The sequence below is a fragment of the Sphingomonas hankookensis genome (assembly GCF_022664465.1).
Lineage (GTDB): Bacteria > Pseudomonadota > Alphaproteobacteria > Sphingomonadales > Sphingomonadaceae > Sphingomonas > Sphingomonas hankookensis.
In genome coordinates this window covers 198,242-214,972 of record NZ_JAKREV010000003.1, presented here as the reverse complement: position 1 = coordinate 214,972, position 16,731 = coordinate 198,242, and the positions used below count along the sequence as shown (strand labels likewise).

At 66.8% G+C, this 16,731-nt stretch carries 17 protein-coding genes; 13 read left to right on the top strand and 4 right to left on the bottom strand.

What is annotated here, in order from left to right; translation table 11 throughout:
* Nucleotides 1–71: 71 nt before the first annotated feature.
* Entirely contained in the window at nt 72–1,085 is a 1,014-nt protein-coding gene (locus MF610_RS10415; protein WP_242195965.1) for a polyprenyl synthetase family protein, read from the top strand.
* A 109-nt stretch (nt 1,086–1,194) separates the two neighbouring features.
* Entirely contained in the window at nt 1,195–1,587 is a 393-nt protein-coding gene (locus MF610_RS10410; RefSeq protein WP_242195960.1) for a hypothetical protein, read from the top strand.
* Between the two features lie 378 nt (nt 1,588–1,965).
* On the opposite strand, the gene MF610_RS10405 is transcribed toward MF610_RS10410, so the two are convergent.
* Nucleotides 1,966–2,952 carry an NAD(P)H-dependent flavin oxidoreductase gene (locus MF610_RS10405; RefSeq protein ID WP_242196551.1) on the bottom strand — a complete coding sequence of 329 codons (987 nt, stop codon included), beginning with the start codon at nt 2,950–2,952 and terminating at the stop codon, nt 1,966–1,968.
* Between the two features lie 89 nt (nt 2,953–3,041).
* Here MF610_RS10405 and MF610_RS10400 point away from each other — a divergent pair, with 89 nt between their 5' ends.
* The gene (locus tag MF610_RS10400) at nt 3,042–3,458 is read left to right on the top strand and encodes a secondary thiamine-phosphate synthase enzyme YjbQ (RefSeq protein WP_242196548.1); all 417 of its coding nucleotides are present in this window, start codon (nt 3,042–3,044) and stop codon (nt 3,456–3,458) included.
* A 391-nt stretch (nt 3,459–3,849) separates the two neighbouring features.
* Here the strand turns inward: MF610_RS10400 and MF610_RS10395 are convergent, their stop codons facing one another.
* Nucleotides 3,850–5,097: an aspartate kinase gene (locus MF610_RS10395; RefSeq protein ID WP_242196545.1), complete on the bottom strand. Its 1,248-nt coding sequence runs from the start codon at nt 5,095–5,097 to the stop codon at nt 3,850–3,852.
* A gap of 53 nt (nt 5,098–5,150) precedes the next feature.
* Here MF610_RS10395 and ubiG point away from each other — a divergent pair, with 53 nt between their 5' ends.
* Nucleotides 5,151–5,918, top strand: a complete 768-nt coding sequence (ubiG, locus tag MF610_RS10390; RefSeq protein WP_242195957.1) for a bifunctional 2-polyprenyl-6-hydroxyphenol methylase/3-demethylubiquinol 3-O-methyltransferase UbiG — start codon at nt 5,151–5,153, stop codon at nt 5,916–5,918.
* Between the two features lie 19 nt (nt 5,919–5,937).
* Here the strand turns inward: ubiG and MF610_RS10385 are convergent, their stop codons facing one another.
* The gene (locus MF610_RS10385; RefSeq protein WP_242195954.1) at nt 5,938–6,480 is read right to left on the bottom strand and encodes a hypothetical protein; all 543 of its coding nucleotides are present in this window, start codon (nt 6,478–6,480) and stop codon (nt 5,938–5,940) included.
* Nucleotides 6,481–6,595: 115 nt separating this feature from the next.
* Here MF610_RS10385 and MF610_RS10380 point away from each other — a divergent pair, with 115 nt between their 5' ends.
* On the top strand, nt 6,596–7,012 hold the full coding sequence (locus MF610_RS10380) for a DUF1810 domain-containing protein (RefSeq protein WP_242195951.1): 417 nt from the start codon (nt 6,596–6,598) through the stop codon (nt 7,010–7,012).
* A 1-nt stretch (nt 7,013) separates the two neighbouring features.
* Here MF610_RS10380 and MF610_RS10375 read toward each other — a convergent pair whose 3' ends face one another.
* Nucleotides 7,014–8,174, bottom strand: a complete 1,161-nt coding sequence (locus MF610_RS10375) for a PQQ-dependent sugar dehydrogenase (protein ID WP_242195948.1) — start codon at nt 8,172–8,174, stop codon at nt 7,014–7,016.
* Nucleotides 8,175–8,359: 185 nt separating this feature from the next.
* Here MF610_RS10375 and rimP point away from each other — a divergent pair, with 185 nt between their 5' ends.
* From rimP to truB, 8 genes are read left to right on the top strand one after another with little or no spacing between them, the layout of a single operon-like run.
* Entirely contained in the window at nt 8,360–8,920 is a 561-nt protein-coding gene (gene rimP, locus MF610_RS10370; protein WP_242195945.1) for a ribosome maturation protein RimP, read from the top strand.
* A gap of 1 nt (nt 8,921) precedes the next feature.
* Nucleotides 8,922–10,544, top strand: a complete 1,623-nt coding sequence (gene nusA, locus MF610_RS10365; protein ID WP_242195942.1) for a transcription termination factor NusA — start codon at nt 8,922–8,924, stop codon at nt 10,542–10,544.
* Entirely contained in the window at nt 10,525–11,280 is a 756-nt protein-coding gene (locus MF610_RS10360) for a DUF448 domain-containing protein (RefSeq protein ID WP_380870578.1), read from the top strand. The genes nusA and MF610_RS10360 overlap by 20 nt, the downstream gene beginning before the upstream one ends.
* Before the next feature lie 4 nt (nt 11,281–11,284).
* Complete coding sequence (infB, locus tag MF610_RS10355) at nt 11,285–14,134, top strand: translation initiation factor IF-2 (RefSeq protein ID WP_242195938.1); 2,850 nt, start codon at nt 11,285–11,287, stop codon at nt 14,132–14,134.
* Complete coding sequence (locus tag MF610_RS10350; RefSeq protein WP_242195935.1) at nt 14,131–14,736, top strand: hypothetical protein; 606 nt, start codon at nt 14,131–14,133, stop codon at nt 14,734–14,736. The genes infB and MF610_RS10350 overlap by 4 nt, the downstream gene beginning before the upstream one ends.
* A gap of 3 nt (nt 14,737–14,739) precedes the next feature.
* On the top strand, nt 14,740–15,141 hold the full coding sequence (rbfA, locus tag MF610_RS10345) for a 30S ribosome-binding factor RbfA (protein WP_242195931.1): 402 nt from the start codon (nt 14,740–14,742) through the stop codon (nt 15,139–15,141).
* On the top strand, nt 15,142–15,717 hold the full coding sequence (locus tag MF610_RS10340) for a thymidine kinase (protein WP_242195928.1): 576 nt from the start codon (nt 15,142–15,144) through the stop codon (nt 15,715–15,717).
* Complete coding sequence (gene truB, locus MF610_RS10335; RefSeq protein WP_242195925.1) at nt 15,717–16,724, top strand: tRNA pseudouridine(55) synthase TruB; 1,008 nt, start codon at nt 15,717–15,719, stop codon at nt 16,722–16,724. Before MF610_RS10340 ends, truB begins: the two co-directional genes overlap by 1 nt.
* Nucleotides 16,725–16,731 lie beyond the last annotated feature (7 nt).

Below are 16,731 nucleotides of genomic sequence, written 5' to 3'. Positions count from 1 at the left end.
GCGACCGGACGCGTCACGCAACCCCGCCTTTCCCTTGCGTTCGCGGGCCCGAACCGCCACATCGCTTCGACATGACGGCTACCCTCCACCGCCTCGACAAGCGGACCGACCCCTCGCTCGATCCGCTGATGGCGCTGGTCGCGGACGACATGAACCGCGTCAACGCGGTCATCCTCGACCGGATGCAGTCGAAGATTCCGCTGATCCCCGAACTCGCCGGCCATCTGATCGCGGGCGGGGGCAAGCGGATGCGGCCGATGCTCACGCTCGCCTGTGCGCGGCTGATCGGCTATGGCGGCACGCGCCATCACCTGCTCTCCGCAGCGGTCGAATTCATCCACACCGCGACGCTGCTCCACGACGACGTGGTCGACGGGTCCGACCTACGCCGCGGCAAGCGCACCGCCAACATCATCTGGGGCAATCCGGCGAGCGTGCTGGTCGGCGACTTCCTGTTTTCCAAGAGCTTCGAACTGATGGTCGAGGCCGAAAGCCTGAAGGCGCTGCGTGTCCTGTCGGGCGCGTCGGCGGTGATCGCCGAAGGCGAAGTGAACCAGCTGACCGCGATCCGCCGCATCGACACCGCCGAGGACCGCTATCTCGACATCATCGGGGCGAAGACCGCCGCGCTGTTCGCCGCCGCGTGCCGCATCGCCGCGATCGTTGCCGACCGCTCGGACGCCGACGAAGCCGCCCTCGACGCCTATGGCCGCAACCTCGGCATCGCGTTTCAGCTGGTCGACGACGCGATCGACTACGTGTCCGACGCGGACACGATGGGCAAGGACGCCGGCGACGACTTCCGCGAAGGCAAGATGACGCTGCCGGTCATCCTCGCCTATGCGCGCGGTGACGAAGAAGCGCGCGCCTTCTGGCGCGACGCGGTGTCGGGCAAGCGCGCCAGCGACGCCGACCTTGCCCATGCGATCACGCTGATCCGCTCGACCCGCGCGGTCGATGACACGCTGGCGCGCGCCCGCCATTACGGTCAGCGTGCGATCGATGCGCTGGGCGGTTTCGCCAATGGCGCTGCCAAGGACGCGATGATCGAAGCGGTCGAATTCGCCATCCGCCGCGCCTACTGATCGGACACGCCGTGCCCGGCGGCGACCGCATAACGCTTTTTTAGCGATATTTCCGTAATGTTTTCAGCGACCGTACGCGGATACGGTCGCTTGTCATTGCAGGAACCCGATGCGCATCGTCGACGATCCCGGCTTTAGCGGCTTCATCCGGTCCTCCCCGTGGATGCTCGAATTTACGCTGCTGGGCCATTGGGATGTGGACACCGTCGCCCGCTTCGCCGCGGCGATCCGCGATTCGGTCGAACGCCTGCCGGCGCTCGGCGTCCGTCCGGGCGAACAGGTCGCCTTGTTCGACATCACCGGTTTTGCGGTCCAGTCGCCTGACGTCCTCGCGGCCATCGGCGCGATCGCCGACCGCTCGCGCACGACCTCGCGCAAGATCGCACTGGTCCGCAACAGCGCGCTGCTGTCGATGCAGGTGAAACGCGCCATGCCGCATCTGGCGATGTTCGACACGCGCGACGAAGCGGTGGCGTGGTTGCGGGAGGAGGCGACGGCCTGACCATTGCGCTACCCGTCACCCCGGGCTTCCGCTGCCTTGCCGACGCCAGAAGAAGAAGCGGGATCCCGGATCAAGTCCGGAGTGACGAGGGGGGAGAGCCGACGCCCTACACCGCAAACGTCACCCCAGCGAAGGCTGGGGTCTCCCGCGGTTCCTGCCGCGCGCTGTCATGAGGAGATCCCAGCCTTCGCCGGGATGACGTATGGTGCGGGCGCACAGGGAGAGCAGGGGAGGGCGCACCCCTTACAACACGACCTTCCTACACGCCCGCCTGCTGCCACGCTCCCGTCACGCTCTTCGACACCGTGACCGCCCGACATCCCCGGCGCACCCGTGCGACAAACTACGCACGAGTGTGAACCTAGTGAACGTTGGCCGTCAAACCGCCCGCTTCTCCAGCGCCTGCGCGGCTTCCGCCATCAGCGTCGCGATGATCTCCGCCGCGGGTTCTTCCTTCGTCACCATGCCGACCGACTGCCCGGCCATCAGGCTGCCATGCTCGACATCGCCGTCGATCACCGCGCGGCGCAGCGCACCCGCCCAATAATGTTCGATCTGCAACTGCGCCTCGGCCATCGCCACGCCGCCCTCGTCGAGCATCTGCGCCACTTCGCGCTGCTTGGCGGTGAACAATTTGCCGCCGGCATTTTTCAGCGCGCGCACCGGGATCACCGGCAGGCGGGCATCGATCTGTACGCTGGCGACGGCATCGCGCGCCGAGGCCCGCAGAAACGCCTTCTTGAACGCCGGATGCGCGATCGATTCGGTCGCGCACACGAAGCGCGTGCCGAGCTGTACGCCCGCCGCACCCATATCCAGATAGCCGGCGATCGCCTCGCCCCGGCCGATCCCGCCTGCGACGAACACCGGCACCTGCGCCGCGACCTCGGGCAGCATTTCCTGCGCCAGCACGCTGGTGGACACGGGGCCGATATGCCCGCCCGCCTCCATCCCTTCGATCACCAGCGCATCGGCGCCGCTGCGGATCAGCTTCTTGGCCAGCGCCAGCGCAGGGGCGAAGGCAATGACCTTGGCACCCGTCGCCTTGATCGCTTCCAGCGACCCCTTGGGCGGCAATCCGCCGGCCAGCACGACATGGGTGACCTGATGGCGACCGCACACCTCGATCAGGTCGAACAGCGCCGGGTGCATCGTGATCAGGTTCACGCCGAACGGCTTGTCCGTCAGCTTCTTGGTGCCCGCGATCTCCTTGTCGAGCAGCTCGGGGGTCATCGCGCCGCACGCGATCACGCCGAACCCGCCGGCATTGGAAATGGCGGCGACGAGATTGCGCTCGCTCACCCACGACATCGCCCCGCACAGGATCGCGGTCTTAGAGCCCAGGAAGTCACAGCCGCGCGCCATGCGGCGCTCAAGGCGCTCGGCGCCGATCGATGCGTTGGTCATCCCTCCGCCTAGCGCGGGCCGATGGCTTCGGGCAAGCAGGGACGATGATGCGACAGGAACATGGCGAACTGGTGGTCACCACCAACGGACAGGGGCTGGTCCTCATCACCGGACAGGTGCGGCACTGGGTCGAAGCGACCGGCATCGCCAGCGGGCTGCTGACGCTATTCTGCCGCCACACCTCGGCGTCGCTGCTGGTGCAGGAAAATGCCAGCGAAGCGGCGCGCGACGACCTCGAACGCTATTTCCGACACATCGCCCCCGAAAGCGACCGCTACGCCCATGATGAGGAAGGGCCCGACGACATGCCCGCGCACCTGCGCACCGCGTTGACGAACACGTCGCTATCGATTCCCGTGATCGGCCACCGCCCGGTACTGGGCACATGGCAGGGCATCTACCTATTCGAACACCGGAGGGCGGCGCACCGGCGGAGGATCGCGGTACACCTGATCGGCGAATAAAATCCTCCCCGTTGCGCGGGGAGGGGGACCGCCGCGAAGCGGGGTGGAGGGGGGTGTCCGCACAGGGCACGCGTGCTTGGAAACGCTTTCCTACAGGCTTGGATGCTGCCACGCTCGCGAGGCTCTTTCTCCTCGTCGAACCCCAAAGCCCATCGTCGCCCCAGCGCAGGCTGGGGCCTCGAGCGACTCCTGCCGCACGCCCTACCGGGCAAATTCCAGCCTCCGTTGGGATGACGCATGCCGCAACGCGCCAACTTCCGCGCACCCCGCAATCATAGGACGTAACGGTAAGTATATGAAATAGAAGAGAAATATCTGACAGACAAGACGCCGAAGGCGCTTTGCGACCTCGACGTCCCGTAACCTTCGCCAACTTCGGTCGGCGCCGACCTTACCCCTCCGCATCCAGCCCGTACGCGGTATGCAGCACCCGCACCGCCAGCTCGGTATAATCCTCTTCGATCAGCACGCTGACCTTAATCTCCGACGTGGTGATCGCCTGGATGTTGATCCCGCGCTCGGCCAGCGCGGTGAACATGGTGGAGGCGACGCCGGCATGGCTGCGCATGCCCACGCCCACCACCGAAATCTTGGCGACGCGGGTGTCGTGCAGCACCTTCTGGAACCCGATATCGGTCTTCGCCTTGTCCAGCGTGTCGAGCGCACGGGCCAGTTCGGCCGCGGGCACCGTAAAGGTCACGTCGGTCGATCCGGTCGAATGGGCGATGTTCTGCACGATCATGTCGACGTTGATGCCGGTGCCGGCCAGCGGTGCGAAGATCGATGCGACCGCGCCGGGGCGATCAGGCACCGCGACCAGCGTGATCTTCGCCTCGTTCTTGTCGTGGGCGATTCCGGTGATGAGCTGCCGTTCCATGTCCGTCACTTCCTCTTCGCCGACGATCAGCGTTCCACGATACCCATCCTCGTCGCGGCTATCGTCGAACGACGACAGCACGCGCACGCGGACCTTTTCCTTCATTGCCAGCCCGACCGAGCGGGTCTGGAGCACCTTCGCCCCGACCGAGGCGAGCTCGAGCATTTCCTCGTACGTCACCCGCGCCAGCTTGCGCGCACGCGGCACGATCCGCGGGTCGGTGGTGTAGACGCCGTCGACATCGGTGTAGATGTCGCAGCGATCGGCCTGCATCGCCGCCGCCATCGCCACCGCCGACGTATCCGACCCGCCGCGGCCCAGCGTGGTGATGCGGTTGGTGTCGGTCACGCCCTGGAACCCCGGGATCACCGCCACCTCGCCGCGCGACAGGCTTTCGTCGAGCGCAGTGGTGTCGATCGATTCGATCCGCGCGGTCGCATGTGCATCGCTGGTGCGGATCGGCAATTGCCAGCCCAGCCACGAGCGCGCCGGCACGCCGATCGCCTGCAACGCAATCGCCAGCAGCCCGCTGGTCACCTGCTCGCCCGATGACACCACCGCATCATATTCGCGCGGGTCGTACAGCGCCGAAGCCTCGCGACAGAAGCCGACCAGCCGGTCGGTATCGCCCGCCATCGCTGACACGACCACCGCGACCTGGTTCCCGGCCTCGACCTCGCGCTTCACGCGCGCGGCGACGTTGCGAATACGTTCGATCCCCGCCATCGAGGTGCCACCGAACTTCATCACGATCCGCGCCATGCGTTTTGCCATTCATCCTTGGGGGGAATGGCGGCGGCTGATAGGAGAGCGGCATGACGAACGCAAGCGAAGCAATCTTTATGTCGCAAAAAGCCGCGCCCGCGCAATCAAGCGTCGTGGCGCGCGAGGCCGCGCATTTCGGCGAACTCGCCGCCGACTGGTGGAACCCGAAGGGCAGCTCGGCGATGCTCCATCGGCTCAACCCGGTGCGGTTGGGCTTCGTGCGCGCGGCGATCGATTCGCATTGGGGCGGCGATGCGGCCGGTTTCACCCCGCTGGCGGGCAAGACGGTGCTCGACGTCGGCTGCGGTGCGGGGCTGCTTGCCGAACCGCTCGCGCGCCTTGGCGGACAGGTGACCGGCGTCGACGCCGCGCCGGAGAATATCGGCGCGGCCGCCGCCCATGCGGCGCTGACCGGGCTGTCGATCGAGTATCTCGCGGGCGGGGTGGAGGCGATCGCCGGACGCCGGTTCGACCTCGTCACTTCGCTGGAGGTGATCGAGCATGTCGCCGACCCCGCCGCCTTTGCGCGCGGACTGGCCGAGGCGGTCGCGCCCGGCGGGCTGCTGGTCGTATCGACCCCGAACCGCACCGCATTGTCGCGACTCGCGATGATATCGGTGGCGGAAGGGTTCGGCATGATCCCGCGCGGCACCCATGACTGGGACCGCTTCCTGACCCCCGACGAACTGACCGCGCATCTCCGCGCGGCGGGCATGACGGTGTCTTCGCCCAGCGGTCTGTCCTTCTCGGCAGCACGCGGCTTCGCCTTGTCGGACGATATTTCGCTCGACTATTTCCTGACGGCGACACGGGCCTGATCCCGCACCGCGCCCGGCTTCACTTCTTGTCGAGGTTGATGACGAACATCGGCCCGAACTCGAACACCTGCTTGCCCGTCGCCAGTTGCAGCGACGCCATCAGCTCGCCCGCGGCATAGTCGCGATCGGCCTTGCCCGCGACCTGATGGAATTCGAACGCCTCGCCGACCTCGATCGGGCCGCCGATCACCTGGCTATAGGGTTCCTTGTTCAGCTGGATGCCGGCGACCGCGATCCGCGCCTTGGTGCCCGGCGCCATGCCGCTGGCCCGCGCATGGAAGGCGAGGACGAGGCGATCGCCCTTCGCCACCGGGGCATTGGTCGGAGACTGAAGCTGGATCTTCCACGCATCCTTGTCCGCACCCGGAATGGCGAGGCGGATGACCTTGCCGCCATCGATCTCCTTGACACGCGTCAGCGGCGGCTTGGGCAGGCCATAGACGTTCAGGCTCGCGGGCAGCGGTGCGTTGATGACCTTCGCGGCGAAATCCTCCGCGCTCTGTGCGACGACAGGTGCGGCGACCATGGCGACCGCTGCGGCCACCATCCAGCTCTTGTGCATAACCCCTCCCAAGGCATTTCTTCGAGGCGGCCATGCTAATCGTATCCACATCGTCCGATCAACCGTCAACGTTGTCAGAATTTGCGGTTTGCGCGGCAGTTCCCATCTCGTCGGCATGACCGACCGCCTTGCCCGCTTCGTCGACGCCCAGCGCGACAGCTATCCGGCCGCCCTTGCCGAACTGCGCGCCGGGGCGAAGCGCAGCCACTGGATGTGGTTCGTCTTTCCGCAAATCGCCGGGTTGGGATCGAGCGCGACGGCGCGTCATTACGCCATCGCCGACCGCGCCGAAGCGCAGGCCTATCTCGCGCATCCGCTGCTGGGTGCGCGACTGGTCGAATCGGCGCAAGCACTGCTGGCGCATCGCGGCGGCGACATTGCCACCATGCTCGGCACGATCGACGCAATGAAGCTGCGCTCTTCGACGACCCTGTTCGAAGCGGCGTCGGACGGGGCTGAACCGATCTTCGCTGCGATCCTCGACGCCTTCTATGCCGGCGAGCGTGACCCTGCCACGCTCGCCCGGCTGTAGCTCAGCTGCGCGGCGTCAGCTTCAGCAGCTTCGCATTGCTCCCGTCCTGCAGCACCCAGATCGCGCCATCGGGACCTTCCTCAACCTCGCGGATGCGGGCGTTCATCGGCCACTGGTCGCCCTTGGTCGCGTTGGTACCGTTGACGTCGACGCGAACCAGCGCCTCGCTCGACAACCCGCCGATGAACAGGTCGCCGGCATATTGCGGGAACAGCTTGCCCGAATAGACGATCAGTCCGCCGGGCGAGATCACCGGGTTCCATGCGACCTTCGGTGCTTCCAGGTCGGGGCGCGTACTGTGGCGCGGGATCGGGCGGCCGTCATAATGATCGCCCTCCGACACCAAAGGATAGCCGTAATTGCGCCCGGCGACGATCAAATTGACCTCGTCGCCGCCCTTCGGCCCCATTTCCTGCTCCCACAAATTGCCCTGCCGGTCGAACGCGATGCCCAGCAGGTTGCGATGGCCGTACGACCAGACGGCGGGATGGAAGCCCTTAGCCGTCAATCCCGGATCGCCCGCCGGCTGCCCGTCGAGCGTCAGGCGCAGCACCTTGCCCAAAGTCGCCTTGGGGTCCTGCGCCGGATCGAACTTCTGCCGTTCGCCGTTGGTAAAGAAAAGGTGCTGGCCATCCGGCGCAAAGGCGATGCGGCCCGAATAATGGCCGTCGCCGCTGACGAACGGCGTCGCGCGGAACAACTCGCTGATCCCGGTCACGCGGTTGCCATCGAGCACCCCGCGCGCCAGCGCCACGCCCTTGCCGCCATTGCCCGACACCGAATAGCTCAGATAGACCCGCCGGCTGCTGGCGAAGTCGGGGGCGAGAATCACGTCCATCAACCCGCCCTGTCCGGCCGAATCGACCGGGATCGTCGCCGCCGTCGTCTTCTGGCTGCCGTCCGCGCTGACCAGCAGCAGCGTGCCGCCCTTCTCGGTCACCAGCATCCGCCCGTCGGGCAGGAAGGTCATCGCCCACGGCGCATTGAACGTCGCCACTTCGCGAGTAGCGAACGGTACGCCGCCGGTGGGGGTGGTGGCGGTCGGCGTCGGCGTGGGGGTCGCGGTCGGTGCCGGCGATACCGTACCCGGCGCATCGCTGCCGCCGCTGTTGCATGCAACCAACATCATCGCAGCGGGAATCAGCGCATGGAACGGCAGCATCGGCAAATCCTCTCGAGATATCGTACTTGCCTGCGGCAACGCGCTGGCCGGCATGGTCGATCCGGCGGCCCTTGCCCAGACATGGTTTTTTACATATATGGGCGGTGCTTCCTCGACATCGCCAACATGCCGAGGCCGGTTCCGACAGGGACCGGCAGCGAAGCGGCGTGATGGATGGAGACGGCATGGCGGATATCGCCGAACTGACGCGATTGATCGAACCGGAAGCACAGGCGCTGGGCTTCGCGCTCGTGCGCGTGAAGATGATCGGGGGCAAGTCGGACCCGACGCTGCAGGTGATGGCCGAGCGGCCCGACACGCGCCAGCTGACCATCGACGACTGCGCCGAACTCTCGCGCCGCATCTCCGACCTGTTCGATGAGAAGGACCCGATCGAGGAGGCGTATCGGCTGGAGGTTTCGTCTCCCGGCATCGACCGGCCGCTGACGCGCCTCGCCGATTACGACGACTGGAAGGGGTTCGAGGCGCGCGTGACGCTCGATGCGCCGATCGACAATCGCAAGCAGCTGACCGGCATCCTGCTGGGCGCTGAGGGCGATCAGGTCAGCATCGACGTGCGCAAGCACAACGCGATGACCGTGCCGTTCGCCGCAATCATCGACGCGAAGCTGATCATCACCGACGCCTTGCTCAAGGCGACCGCGCCGCTCTCTGCCGAGGGTGCCGACGAATTCGAAGACGAACCTGCCGACGACGAACCGGCTGACGCAGAAGGACAGAACTGACATGGCCACCGCCGTCACCGCCAACCGGGCGGAACTGATCGCGATCGCGAATTCGGTCGCATCGGAAAAGATGATCGACAAGGCCATCGTGATCGAGGCGATGGAAGACGCGATCCAGCGCGCCGCCAAGACGCGCTACGGGTCGGAAAACGACATCCGTGCCAAGCTCGACCCGCAGACCGGCGACCTGCGCCTGTGGCGCGTGCTCGAGGTCACCGAACTGGTCGACGACCATTTCAAGCAGATCGGCGAGAAGGACGCGCAGAAGCTCCAGAAGGGCGCGACGATCGGCGACTATATCGTCGACCCGCTGCCCCCGATTGAATTCGGCCGCATCCAGGCGCAGGCATCGAAGCAGGTCATCCTGCAGAAGGTCCGCGACGCCGAGCGCGAGCGCCAGTTCGAGGAATTCAAGGATCGCCAGGGTGAGATCATCACCGGCGTCGTCAAGCGCGTCGAATTCGGCCATGTCGTGGTCGATCTCGGCCGTGCCGAAGGCGTCATCCGCCGCGACCAGCAGATTCCGCGCGAAGCGGTGCGCGTTGGCGACCGCGTCCGTTCGCTGATCCTGAACGTCCGCCGCGAAAATCGTGGTCCGCAGATTTTCCTCAGCCGCGCGCATCCCGACTTCATGAAGAAGCTGTTCGCGCAGGAAGTACCCGAAATCTACGACGGCATCATCGAGATCAAGGCTGCGGCCCGCGATCCGGGTTCGCGCGCGAAGATCGGCGTCATTTCGCATGACGGCTCGATCGATCCGGTCGGCGCCTGCGTCGGCATGAAGGGCAGCCGTGTGCAGGCCGTCGTGCAGGAAATGCAGGGCGAAAAGATCGACATCATCCCGTGGTCGCCCGACACCGCGACTTTCGTCGTCAACGCGCTGCAGCCGGCGAACGTCGCCCGCGTGGTGCTCGACGAGGAAGAGGACCGCATCGAGGTGGTCGTTCCCGACGATCAGCTCAGCCTCGCCATCGGCCGTCGCGGCCAGAATGTCCGCCTCGCCAGCCAGCTGACCGGCAAGGCAATCGACATCCTGACCGAGGCCGATGCCTCGGAGAAGCGTCAGAAGGAATTCATCGAACGCTCGGGCATGTTCGAGAAGGAGCTCGACGTCGACGAGACGCTGGCGCAGCTGCTGGTCGCCGAAGGCTTCGGCGAGCTGGAAGAAGTCGCCTATGTCGAGATCGAGGAACTGGCCGGCATCGAAGGGTTCGACGAGGACCTCGCGCAGGAGCTGCAAAGCCGTGCGCAGGAAGCGATCGAGCGCCGCGAACAGGCTGCCCGAGAAGAGCGCACCGCGCTCGGCGTCGAGGATGCGCTGGCCGAACTGCCGTACCTGACCGAAGCGATGCTGGTCACGCTGGGCAAGGCGGGCATCAAGACGCTCGACGACCTTGCCGACCTCGCCACCGACGAACTGGTCGAGAAGAAGAAGGCCGAACCGCGCCGTCGCGGCGACGACGCGCCCAAGCGGGAAGCGCCGAAGGGCGGCATCCTCGCCGAATATGGCCTGTCGGACGAACAGGGTAACGAGATCATCATGGCCGCCCGCGCCCATTGGTTCGCCGATGAGAATGAAGCGGCCGAGACTTCGGAGGACGCAGTTGCGGAATCCGAACAATGACACCGCGCGGCTAACCGACAGCCCCGAGCGCAGCTGCATCCTGTCGCGTGAGCATGGCTCGCGCGACGGGCTGGTCCGGCTCGCCTTGTCCCCGGACGGCGACGTGCTGCCCGACGTGCGTGCCAAGGCTCCCGGCCGTGGCGCGTGGATCGGCGTGACCCGGGCCGAGCTGGAAACGGCGATGGCAAAAGGCAAGCTGAAGGGCGCGTTGGCGCGGGCGTTCAAGGGCGCGACGCTGGCGATTCCCGCCGACCTCCCGCAGTTGATCGAGGAGGCACTCCGTCGCCACGCGCTCGACCGGCTGGGGCTGGAGGCGAAGTCGGGCTTCGTCGTGATCGGCGGTACCGCGATCGAGAAAGCGGCGCGCAGCGGCAAGCTGTACGCGCTGTACCATGCGTCAGACGCCGCGCCCGACGGCGCCGGAAAACTGGCACAGGCATGGCGTGTCGGCACCGATGACGAAGGATCGGGTCGCAGGGGATTGGCATTGCCCGTTCCACGCACCATATTGTCATTGGCGCTTGGGCGCGAAAATGTGGTACATGTCGGCCTGACCGACGCACGGGCGGCACAGCGAGCCAATGACGCGCTGTCCCGCTGGCTGCACTTTATCGGACCCGAACCTATCTCTGCGGCTTGCGAAACACCTTCGCAGGGCGCATCGACGGCGCGATTTTCCGGCACTGACGATGCCGGGCGGATTGGCCTCGACCAATTGAAGCAGGAACCTGAGTAACCGGATGAGCGACATCGACAACGACAAGCCGAAGCTGGGCACCCGCGCGCCGCTCGGCCTCAAGCGCACCGTGGAAACCGGCAAGGTGAAGCAGAGCTTCAGCCATGGCCGCTCCAATACGGTGGTCGTGGAGGTGAAGCGCCGCCGTGTGCTCGGCCGTCCCGGCGAAGAACAGCAGCCCGTCGAGGCGGCTGCCCCCGAAGCGGCACCCGCGCCCGCGCCGACGGCGCCCGCCCCGGCCGCACCTGCCCCGCGCCCGGCGGCCAGCAGCAATGCCGGCCTGTCGCGGCTCGAGCTGCAGGCCAAGCTGCTGCGCGAGGCCGAAGAGGCACGCATGAACGCGGCCGAAGAACATCGTCGCCGCGACGAACGCATCGCCCGCGAAGCGGTCGAGGCCGAGCGCGTTCGCGTCGAGGAAAAGGCACGTGTCGCCGCCGAGCCGGCGCCCGCCCCGGAACCGACCCCGGCGCCCGAGTCGAAGCTGGTCGAGGCTGCACCGACGCCTGCGCCGGAACCCGTGGCTGCGCCCGAGCCGACCCCGGCACCGACGCCGACTCCGGAACCGGTTGCGGAAACGCCGCCCCGTGCGCCGACGCCCGCACCCGCGCCTGCACCGGTCGAGGCGAAGCCCGCCCCGGCGTCGGCGTCGGCGCCGGCGCGTGCCGCTCCGCGTCCGGCGCCTGCGCCGGCACCCGCTCCGCAGCCGATCGTGCTGACCGCCGACCCCAGCCGGCCGGCGCCGCGGCGCTTCACCCCGGTGCAGCGTCCGGAAATCCCCAAGCCGCAGCCCAAGCCCGAACCGGCCCCCGCTGCGGCGGCTCCCGCCACGACCGCGGCGGCACGTCCCGCCGCCGGTGGCCAGGCCGCACGTCCGACTCCGTCGGGCACCGGTCAGGCGACGCCGCGTCGCAACGAACCGGCACGGCCGGCACCGTCGCGCGACCGCAAGGGCGATGATCGTCGCCAGTCGGGCAAGCTGACCGTGACCCGTGCGCTGGGCGACGATGGTGCGCGTTCGCGCAGCCTCGCCGCGCTCAAGCGTGCGCGGGAAAAGGAAAAGCGTGGCTTTGGCGGCCCGCGCGAACCGCAGATCAAGCAGGTCCGCGACGTGCAGGTGCCCGAGGCGATCACGGTACAGGAACTCGCCAACCGCATGGCGGAAAAGGGTGCCGACCTCGTCAAGACGCTGTTCAAGATGGGTTCGCCCGTCACGATGACGCAGACGATCGATCAGGACACCGCCGAACTGCTGGTGACCGAATTCGGCCACAACATCGTGCGCGTCAGCGATTCGGACATCGACCTCGCACTCGACACGACCGAGGATGCGGTCGAGGCACTACGTCCGCGTCCGCCCGTGGTCACGATCATGGGTCACGTCGACCACGGCAAGACGTCGCTGCTCGACGCGCTGCGCGGGACCGACGTGGTGCGCGGCGAAGCGGGCGGCATCACCCAGCATATCGGCGCCTATCAGGTGACGATGAAGGACGAGTCGCAGATCACTTTCCTCGACACGCCCGGCCACGAAGCGTTCAGCGACATGCGCGCACGCGGTGCCGACGTGACCGATATCGTGATCCTTGCGGTCGCGGCCGATGACGGGCTGATGCCGCAGACGATCGAGGCGATCCATCATACGCGTGCCGCCGGCAAGCCGATGATCGTCGCGATCAACAAGGTCGACAAGCACGAGGCGAACCCGCAGCGCATCCGCGAACGCCTGCTCGAACACGACGTGCAGGTCGAGGAAATGGGCGGCGAAACCCAGGACGTCGAAGTGTCTGCGCTCAAGAAGACCGGCCTGCAGGAGTTGATCGAGAAGATTCAGCTCCAGGCCGAACTGCTCGAGTTGCAGGCCAATCCCGACCGCGCTGCCGAAGGCAGCGTGATCGAGGCGAAGCTCGACAAGGGTCGCGGTCCGGTCGCGACCGTGCTGGTCCGTCGCGGCACGCTGAAGGTCGGCGACGTGTTCGTCGTCGGCGCGGAAAGCGGCAAGGTCCGTGCGCTGATCGACGACAAGGGCCGCCAGGTGAAGACCGCCGGCCCGTCGACTCCGGTCGAGGTGCTGGGCCTGTCGGGCGTGCCGATGGCGGGCGATCCGCTGCAGGTGGTCGAGAGCGAGGCGCGTGCCCGCGAGGTCGCCGAATATCGTCAGGGCGTGCTGCTTCAGAAGCGCACCACCCAGGCGCCGGCCAGCCTCGAGAGCATGTTCTCGGCATTGAAGTCGAAGCAGGCGATCGAATATCCGCTGGTGGTGAAGGCCGATACCCAGGGGTCGGTCGAAGCCATCGTCGGTGCGCTCAACAAGATTTCGACCGACGATATCCGGGTGCGCATCCTGCATTCGGGCGTGGGCGGCATCACCGAGAGCGACGTGACGCTGGCGGCCGCTTCGGGCGCGCCGATCATCGGCTTCAACACCCGTCCGAACGCCAAGGCGCGCGAGATCGCCGAGCGGAACAAGGTGGCGCTGAAGTACTACGACGTCATCTATACGCTGACCGACGATATCCGTGCCGGCATGGCCGGTACCTTGGGTCCGGAAGCGTTCGAAACGGTCGTCGGCCGCGCCGAAATCCGCGAGGTCTTCTCGGCGGGCAAGCATGGTCGGGCCGCGGGTCTGCTGGTGGTCGAAGGGATCATCCGCAAGGCGCTCAAGGCACGCATCACGCGCAACGACGTCATCATCTACCAGGGTGAGATCGCGTCGCTGCGTCGCTTCAAGGACGATGTTCCCGAAGTGCGCGCAGGGCTGGAATGCGGTGTCACGTTCACGCAGAACTTCACCGACATCAAGGCGGGCGACTTCCTCGAAACCTACGAAGTCGAACTGCGCGATCGCACGCTGTGAGTGACGGGCGGCAGGGGGCAACCCTTGCCGCCACCCTCCGCCCCCGGCTCCGCCTGGCGGCGGCATGGGTGATCGGCGGGGCGGCGGCATTGTTCGTCGCCAATCTCCTGTCCTATTGGGCGATTCCGGTCGTCGCGGTCCTGTTGGCGCTATGCTGGCTGGGGCTGCTGATCGACGGGCTGGTGCGCAGCTGGCGGTTGCGCGCGGCGGGAATACCGGCACTCCTGCCGCCCTTCGTGCCAATCGTCGCGCTACCCTTTGCGGCATTTCTGGCAAGTCACGCGCTCTACTGGTCGCACGTCGCCCCGAGTTGGTGGCTGCTGCGATCGGAGCGTAGCGCGTTCGATCGGGCGCGGTCCGGCGGCCCCTGGCCGACCGGCGTCGCGATCGTCGAACAGGCAGCGCCGCGCACCGCCTTCACGACCCGGATCGGTCCATTCGGAAGTTGGGCCGCCATCGTCCACGATCCGACCGACCGCATGGCTGCCGCGCGCGGTTGGAACGGCGGACCGGTCGCCGCCGACATCGCGAACGTGTTCGGCAACAACACCATCTGGTGCCAGCGACTCGACAGTCACTGGTTCCACTGTCAATTCGGTTAGATCATGTCAGAAGCAACGCCCGAAACCCGCTCCGTCCGCCTGCTGCGCGTCGGCGAACAGGTCCGCCACATCCTGTCCGAAATCCTCGCGCGCGGTGACGTGCATGACGACGTGCTGGAAAAGCATCTCGTCTCGGTCACCGAAGTCCGCATGTCGCCCGACCTGCGCCATGCGACGGTGTTCGTGAAGCCGCTGCTCGGCAAGGACGAACAGATCGTGCTGAAGGCGCTGCGCACCAACACCGCCTATCTCCAGTCGGAGGTCGCGCGGCGGGTGAACCTGAAATATGCCGCCAAGCTCAAATTCCTGATCGACGAGAGCTTCGACGAAGGCACCCGCATCGACCAGCTGCTGCGCGATCCCAAGGTCGCACGCGATCTGGAAAGCGGCGATACCGAGGACTGAGTGGCCAAGCTCTATTTCTATTATGCGTCGATGAACGCGGGCAAATCGACGACGCTGCTCCAGGCCGATTTCAACTATCGCGAGCGCGGGCTGACGACGATGCTGTTCACCGCCGCGATCGACACGCGCGAAGGGGCGGGGACGATCGGTTCGCGCATCGGCCTGTCGGCGCCCGCGACACCGTTCGATGCCGACAGCGACCTGCTCGAAAGCGTCGCCGCGCAGCACCGCCAGCATGCGGTCGGCTGCGTGCTGGTCGACGAAGCGCAGTTCCTGTCGCCCGGACAGGTCGATCAACTCGCCAAGGTCGCCGATGATCTAGGCGTGCCCGTCCTCGCCTATGGCCTGCGCACTGATTTCCAAGGCGCGTTGTTCCCCGGTTCGGCCCGATTGCTGGCGATCGCCGACGCGCTGATCGAGCTGAAATCGGTCTGCACCTGCGGGCGCAAGGCGACGATGAACCTGCGCGTCGACGCGCAGGGCCGCGCCGTGCGTGACGGGCAACAGACCGAAATCGGCGGCAACGACCGCTATGTCGCGCTGTGCCGCCGCCATTTTTGCGAAGCGATGCGCTGATGCACGGCTGGATCATCATCGACAAGCCGCTGGGGCCGGGATCGACCCAGATCGTCTCGGCGGTCAAGCGGGTGCTGCGCGAGGGCGGCTACGGCAAGCACAAGGTCGGCCATGGCGGCACGCTCGACCCGCTGGCGACCGGCGTACTGCCGGTTGCGATCGGCGAGGCGACGAAACTGGCCGGGCGGATGCTTGATGCGTCGAAGCGCTATGATTTCACGATTCGGTTCGGCGCGCAGACCGATACGCTCGACCTAGAGGGGAAGGTGATCGGCGAGTCGCCGGTGCGGCCGACGCTGGCGGCGGTTGAGGCGGTCTTGGCGCGCTTTACCGGGCCGATCGAGCAGGTTCCGCCGGCATACTCCGCGCTGAAGGTCGATGGTGAGCGCGCCTATGATCTGGCGCGCAAGGGCGAAGAGGTCGTTCTCGCGACTCGGAAGGTGACGGTGTTCGACCTCCAAATCCTCCCCGGCACGGGGAGGGGGACCAGCGAAGCTGGTGGAGGGGGATCGCCCCAGGGCGCAACCGCTGCGGATGCCGCCGACCCCCCTCCACCCCCGGCTGCGCCAGCGGTCCCCCTCCCCGCGAGCGGGGAGGAGCTTGAGGAAATCACCCTCAGCGCCTTCGTCTCCAAGGGCACCTATATCCGCTCCCTCGCCCGCGACATCGCGCTCGCGCTCGGCACGGTCGGCCACGTCACCATGCTCCGGCGCACCAAGGCCGGGCCGTTCACCCTCGAATCGGCCATTTCGCTGGACAAACTGGCGGAATTGGGTAAGGGCCACGCGCTTGAAGAAACGCTCCTGCCACTGGGGGCGGGGCTGGACGACATCCCGGCTCTGTCTCTGAATGCCGATCAGGCAGGGCGGCTCCGCAAGGGGCTTCGACTGATCGGTTTTGCAACGGACGACGGTCTGGGCTTTGCGACACTGGCCGATGTGCCGGTGGCGCTGGTCGAGACACTCGACGGGGAAACCCGTGTCGTCCGCGGCTTCAACCTCGAATAGAAAGGAC

Bases quoted from the DNA above. Each gene is read 5' to 3' on its own strand.
- truB (WP_242195925.1), top strand. From the start codon at position 15,717: ATGCACGGCTGGATCATCATCGACAAGCCGCTGGGGCCGGGATCGACC.
- infB (WP_242195938.1), top strand. From the start codon at position 11,285: ATGAGCGACATCGACAACGACAAGCCGAAGCTGGGCACCCGCGCGCCG.
- MF610_RS10375 (WP_242195948.1), bottom strand. From the start codon at position 8,174: ATGCTGCCGTTCCATGCGCTGATTCCCGCTGCGATGATGTTGGTTGCA.
- nusA (WP_242195942.1), top strand. From the start codon at position 8,922: ATGGCCACCGCCGTCACCGCCAACCGGGCGGAACTGATCGCGATCGCG.
- MF610_RS10385 (WP_242195954.1), bottom strand. From the start codon at position 6,480: ATGCACAAGAGCTGGATGGTGGCCGCAGCGGTCGCCATGGTCGCCGCA.
- rbfA (WP_242195931.1), top strand. From the start codon at position 14,740: ATGTCAGAAGCAACGCCCGAAACCCGCTCCGTCCGCCTGCTGCGCGTC.
- MF610_RS10395 (WP_242196545.1), bottom strand. From the start codon at position 5,097: ATGGCGCGGATCGTGATGAAGTTCGGTGGCACCTCGATGGCGGGGATC.
- MF610_RS10415 (WP_242195965.1), top strand. From the start codon at position 72: ATGACGGCTACCCTCCACCGCCTCGACAAGCGGACCGACCCCTCGCTC.
- MF610_RS10405 (WP_242196551.1), bottom strand. From the start codon at position 2,952: ATGGCGCGCGGCTGTGACTTCCTGGGCTCTAAGACCGCGATCCTGTGC.
- MF610_RS10400 (WP_242196548.1), top strand. From the start codon at position 3,042: ATGCGACAGGAACATGGCGAACTGGTGGTCACCACCAACGGACAGGGG.
- rimP (WP_242195945.1), top strand. From the start codon at position 8,360: ATGGCGGATATCGCCGAACTGACGCGATTGATCGAACCGGAAGCACAG.
- MF610_RS10410 (WP_242195960.1), top strand. From the start codon at position 1,195: ATGCGCATCGTCGACGATCCCGGCTTTAGCGGCTTCATCCGGTCCTCC.
- ubiG (WP_242195957.1), top strand. From the start codon at position 5,151: ATGACGAACGCAAGCGAAGCAATCTTTATGTCGCAAAAAGCCGCGCCC.
- MF610_RS10380 (WP_242195951.1), top strand. From the start codon at position 6,596: ATGACCGACCGCCTTGCCCGCTTCGTCGACGCCCAGCGCGACAGCTAT.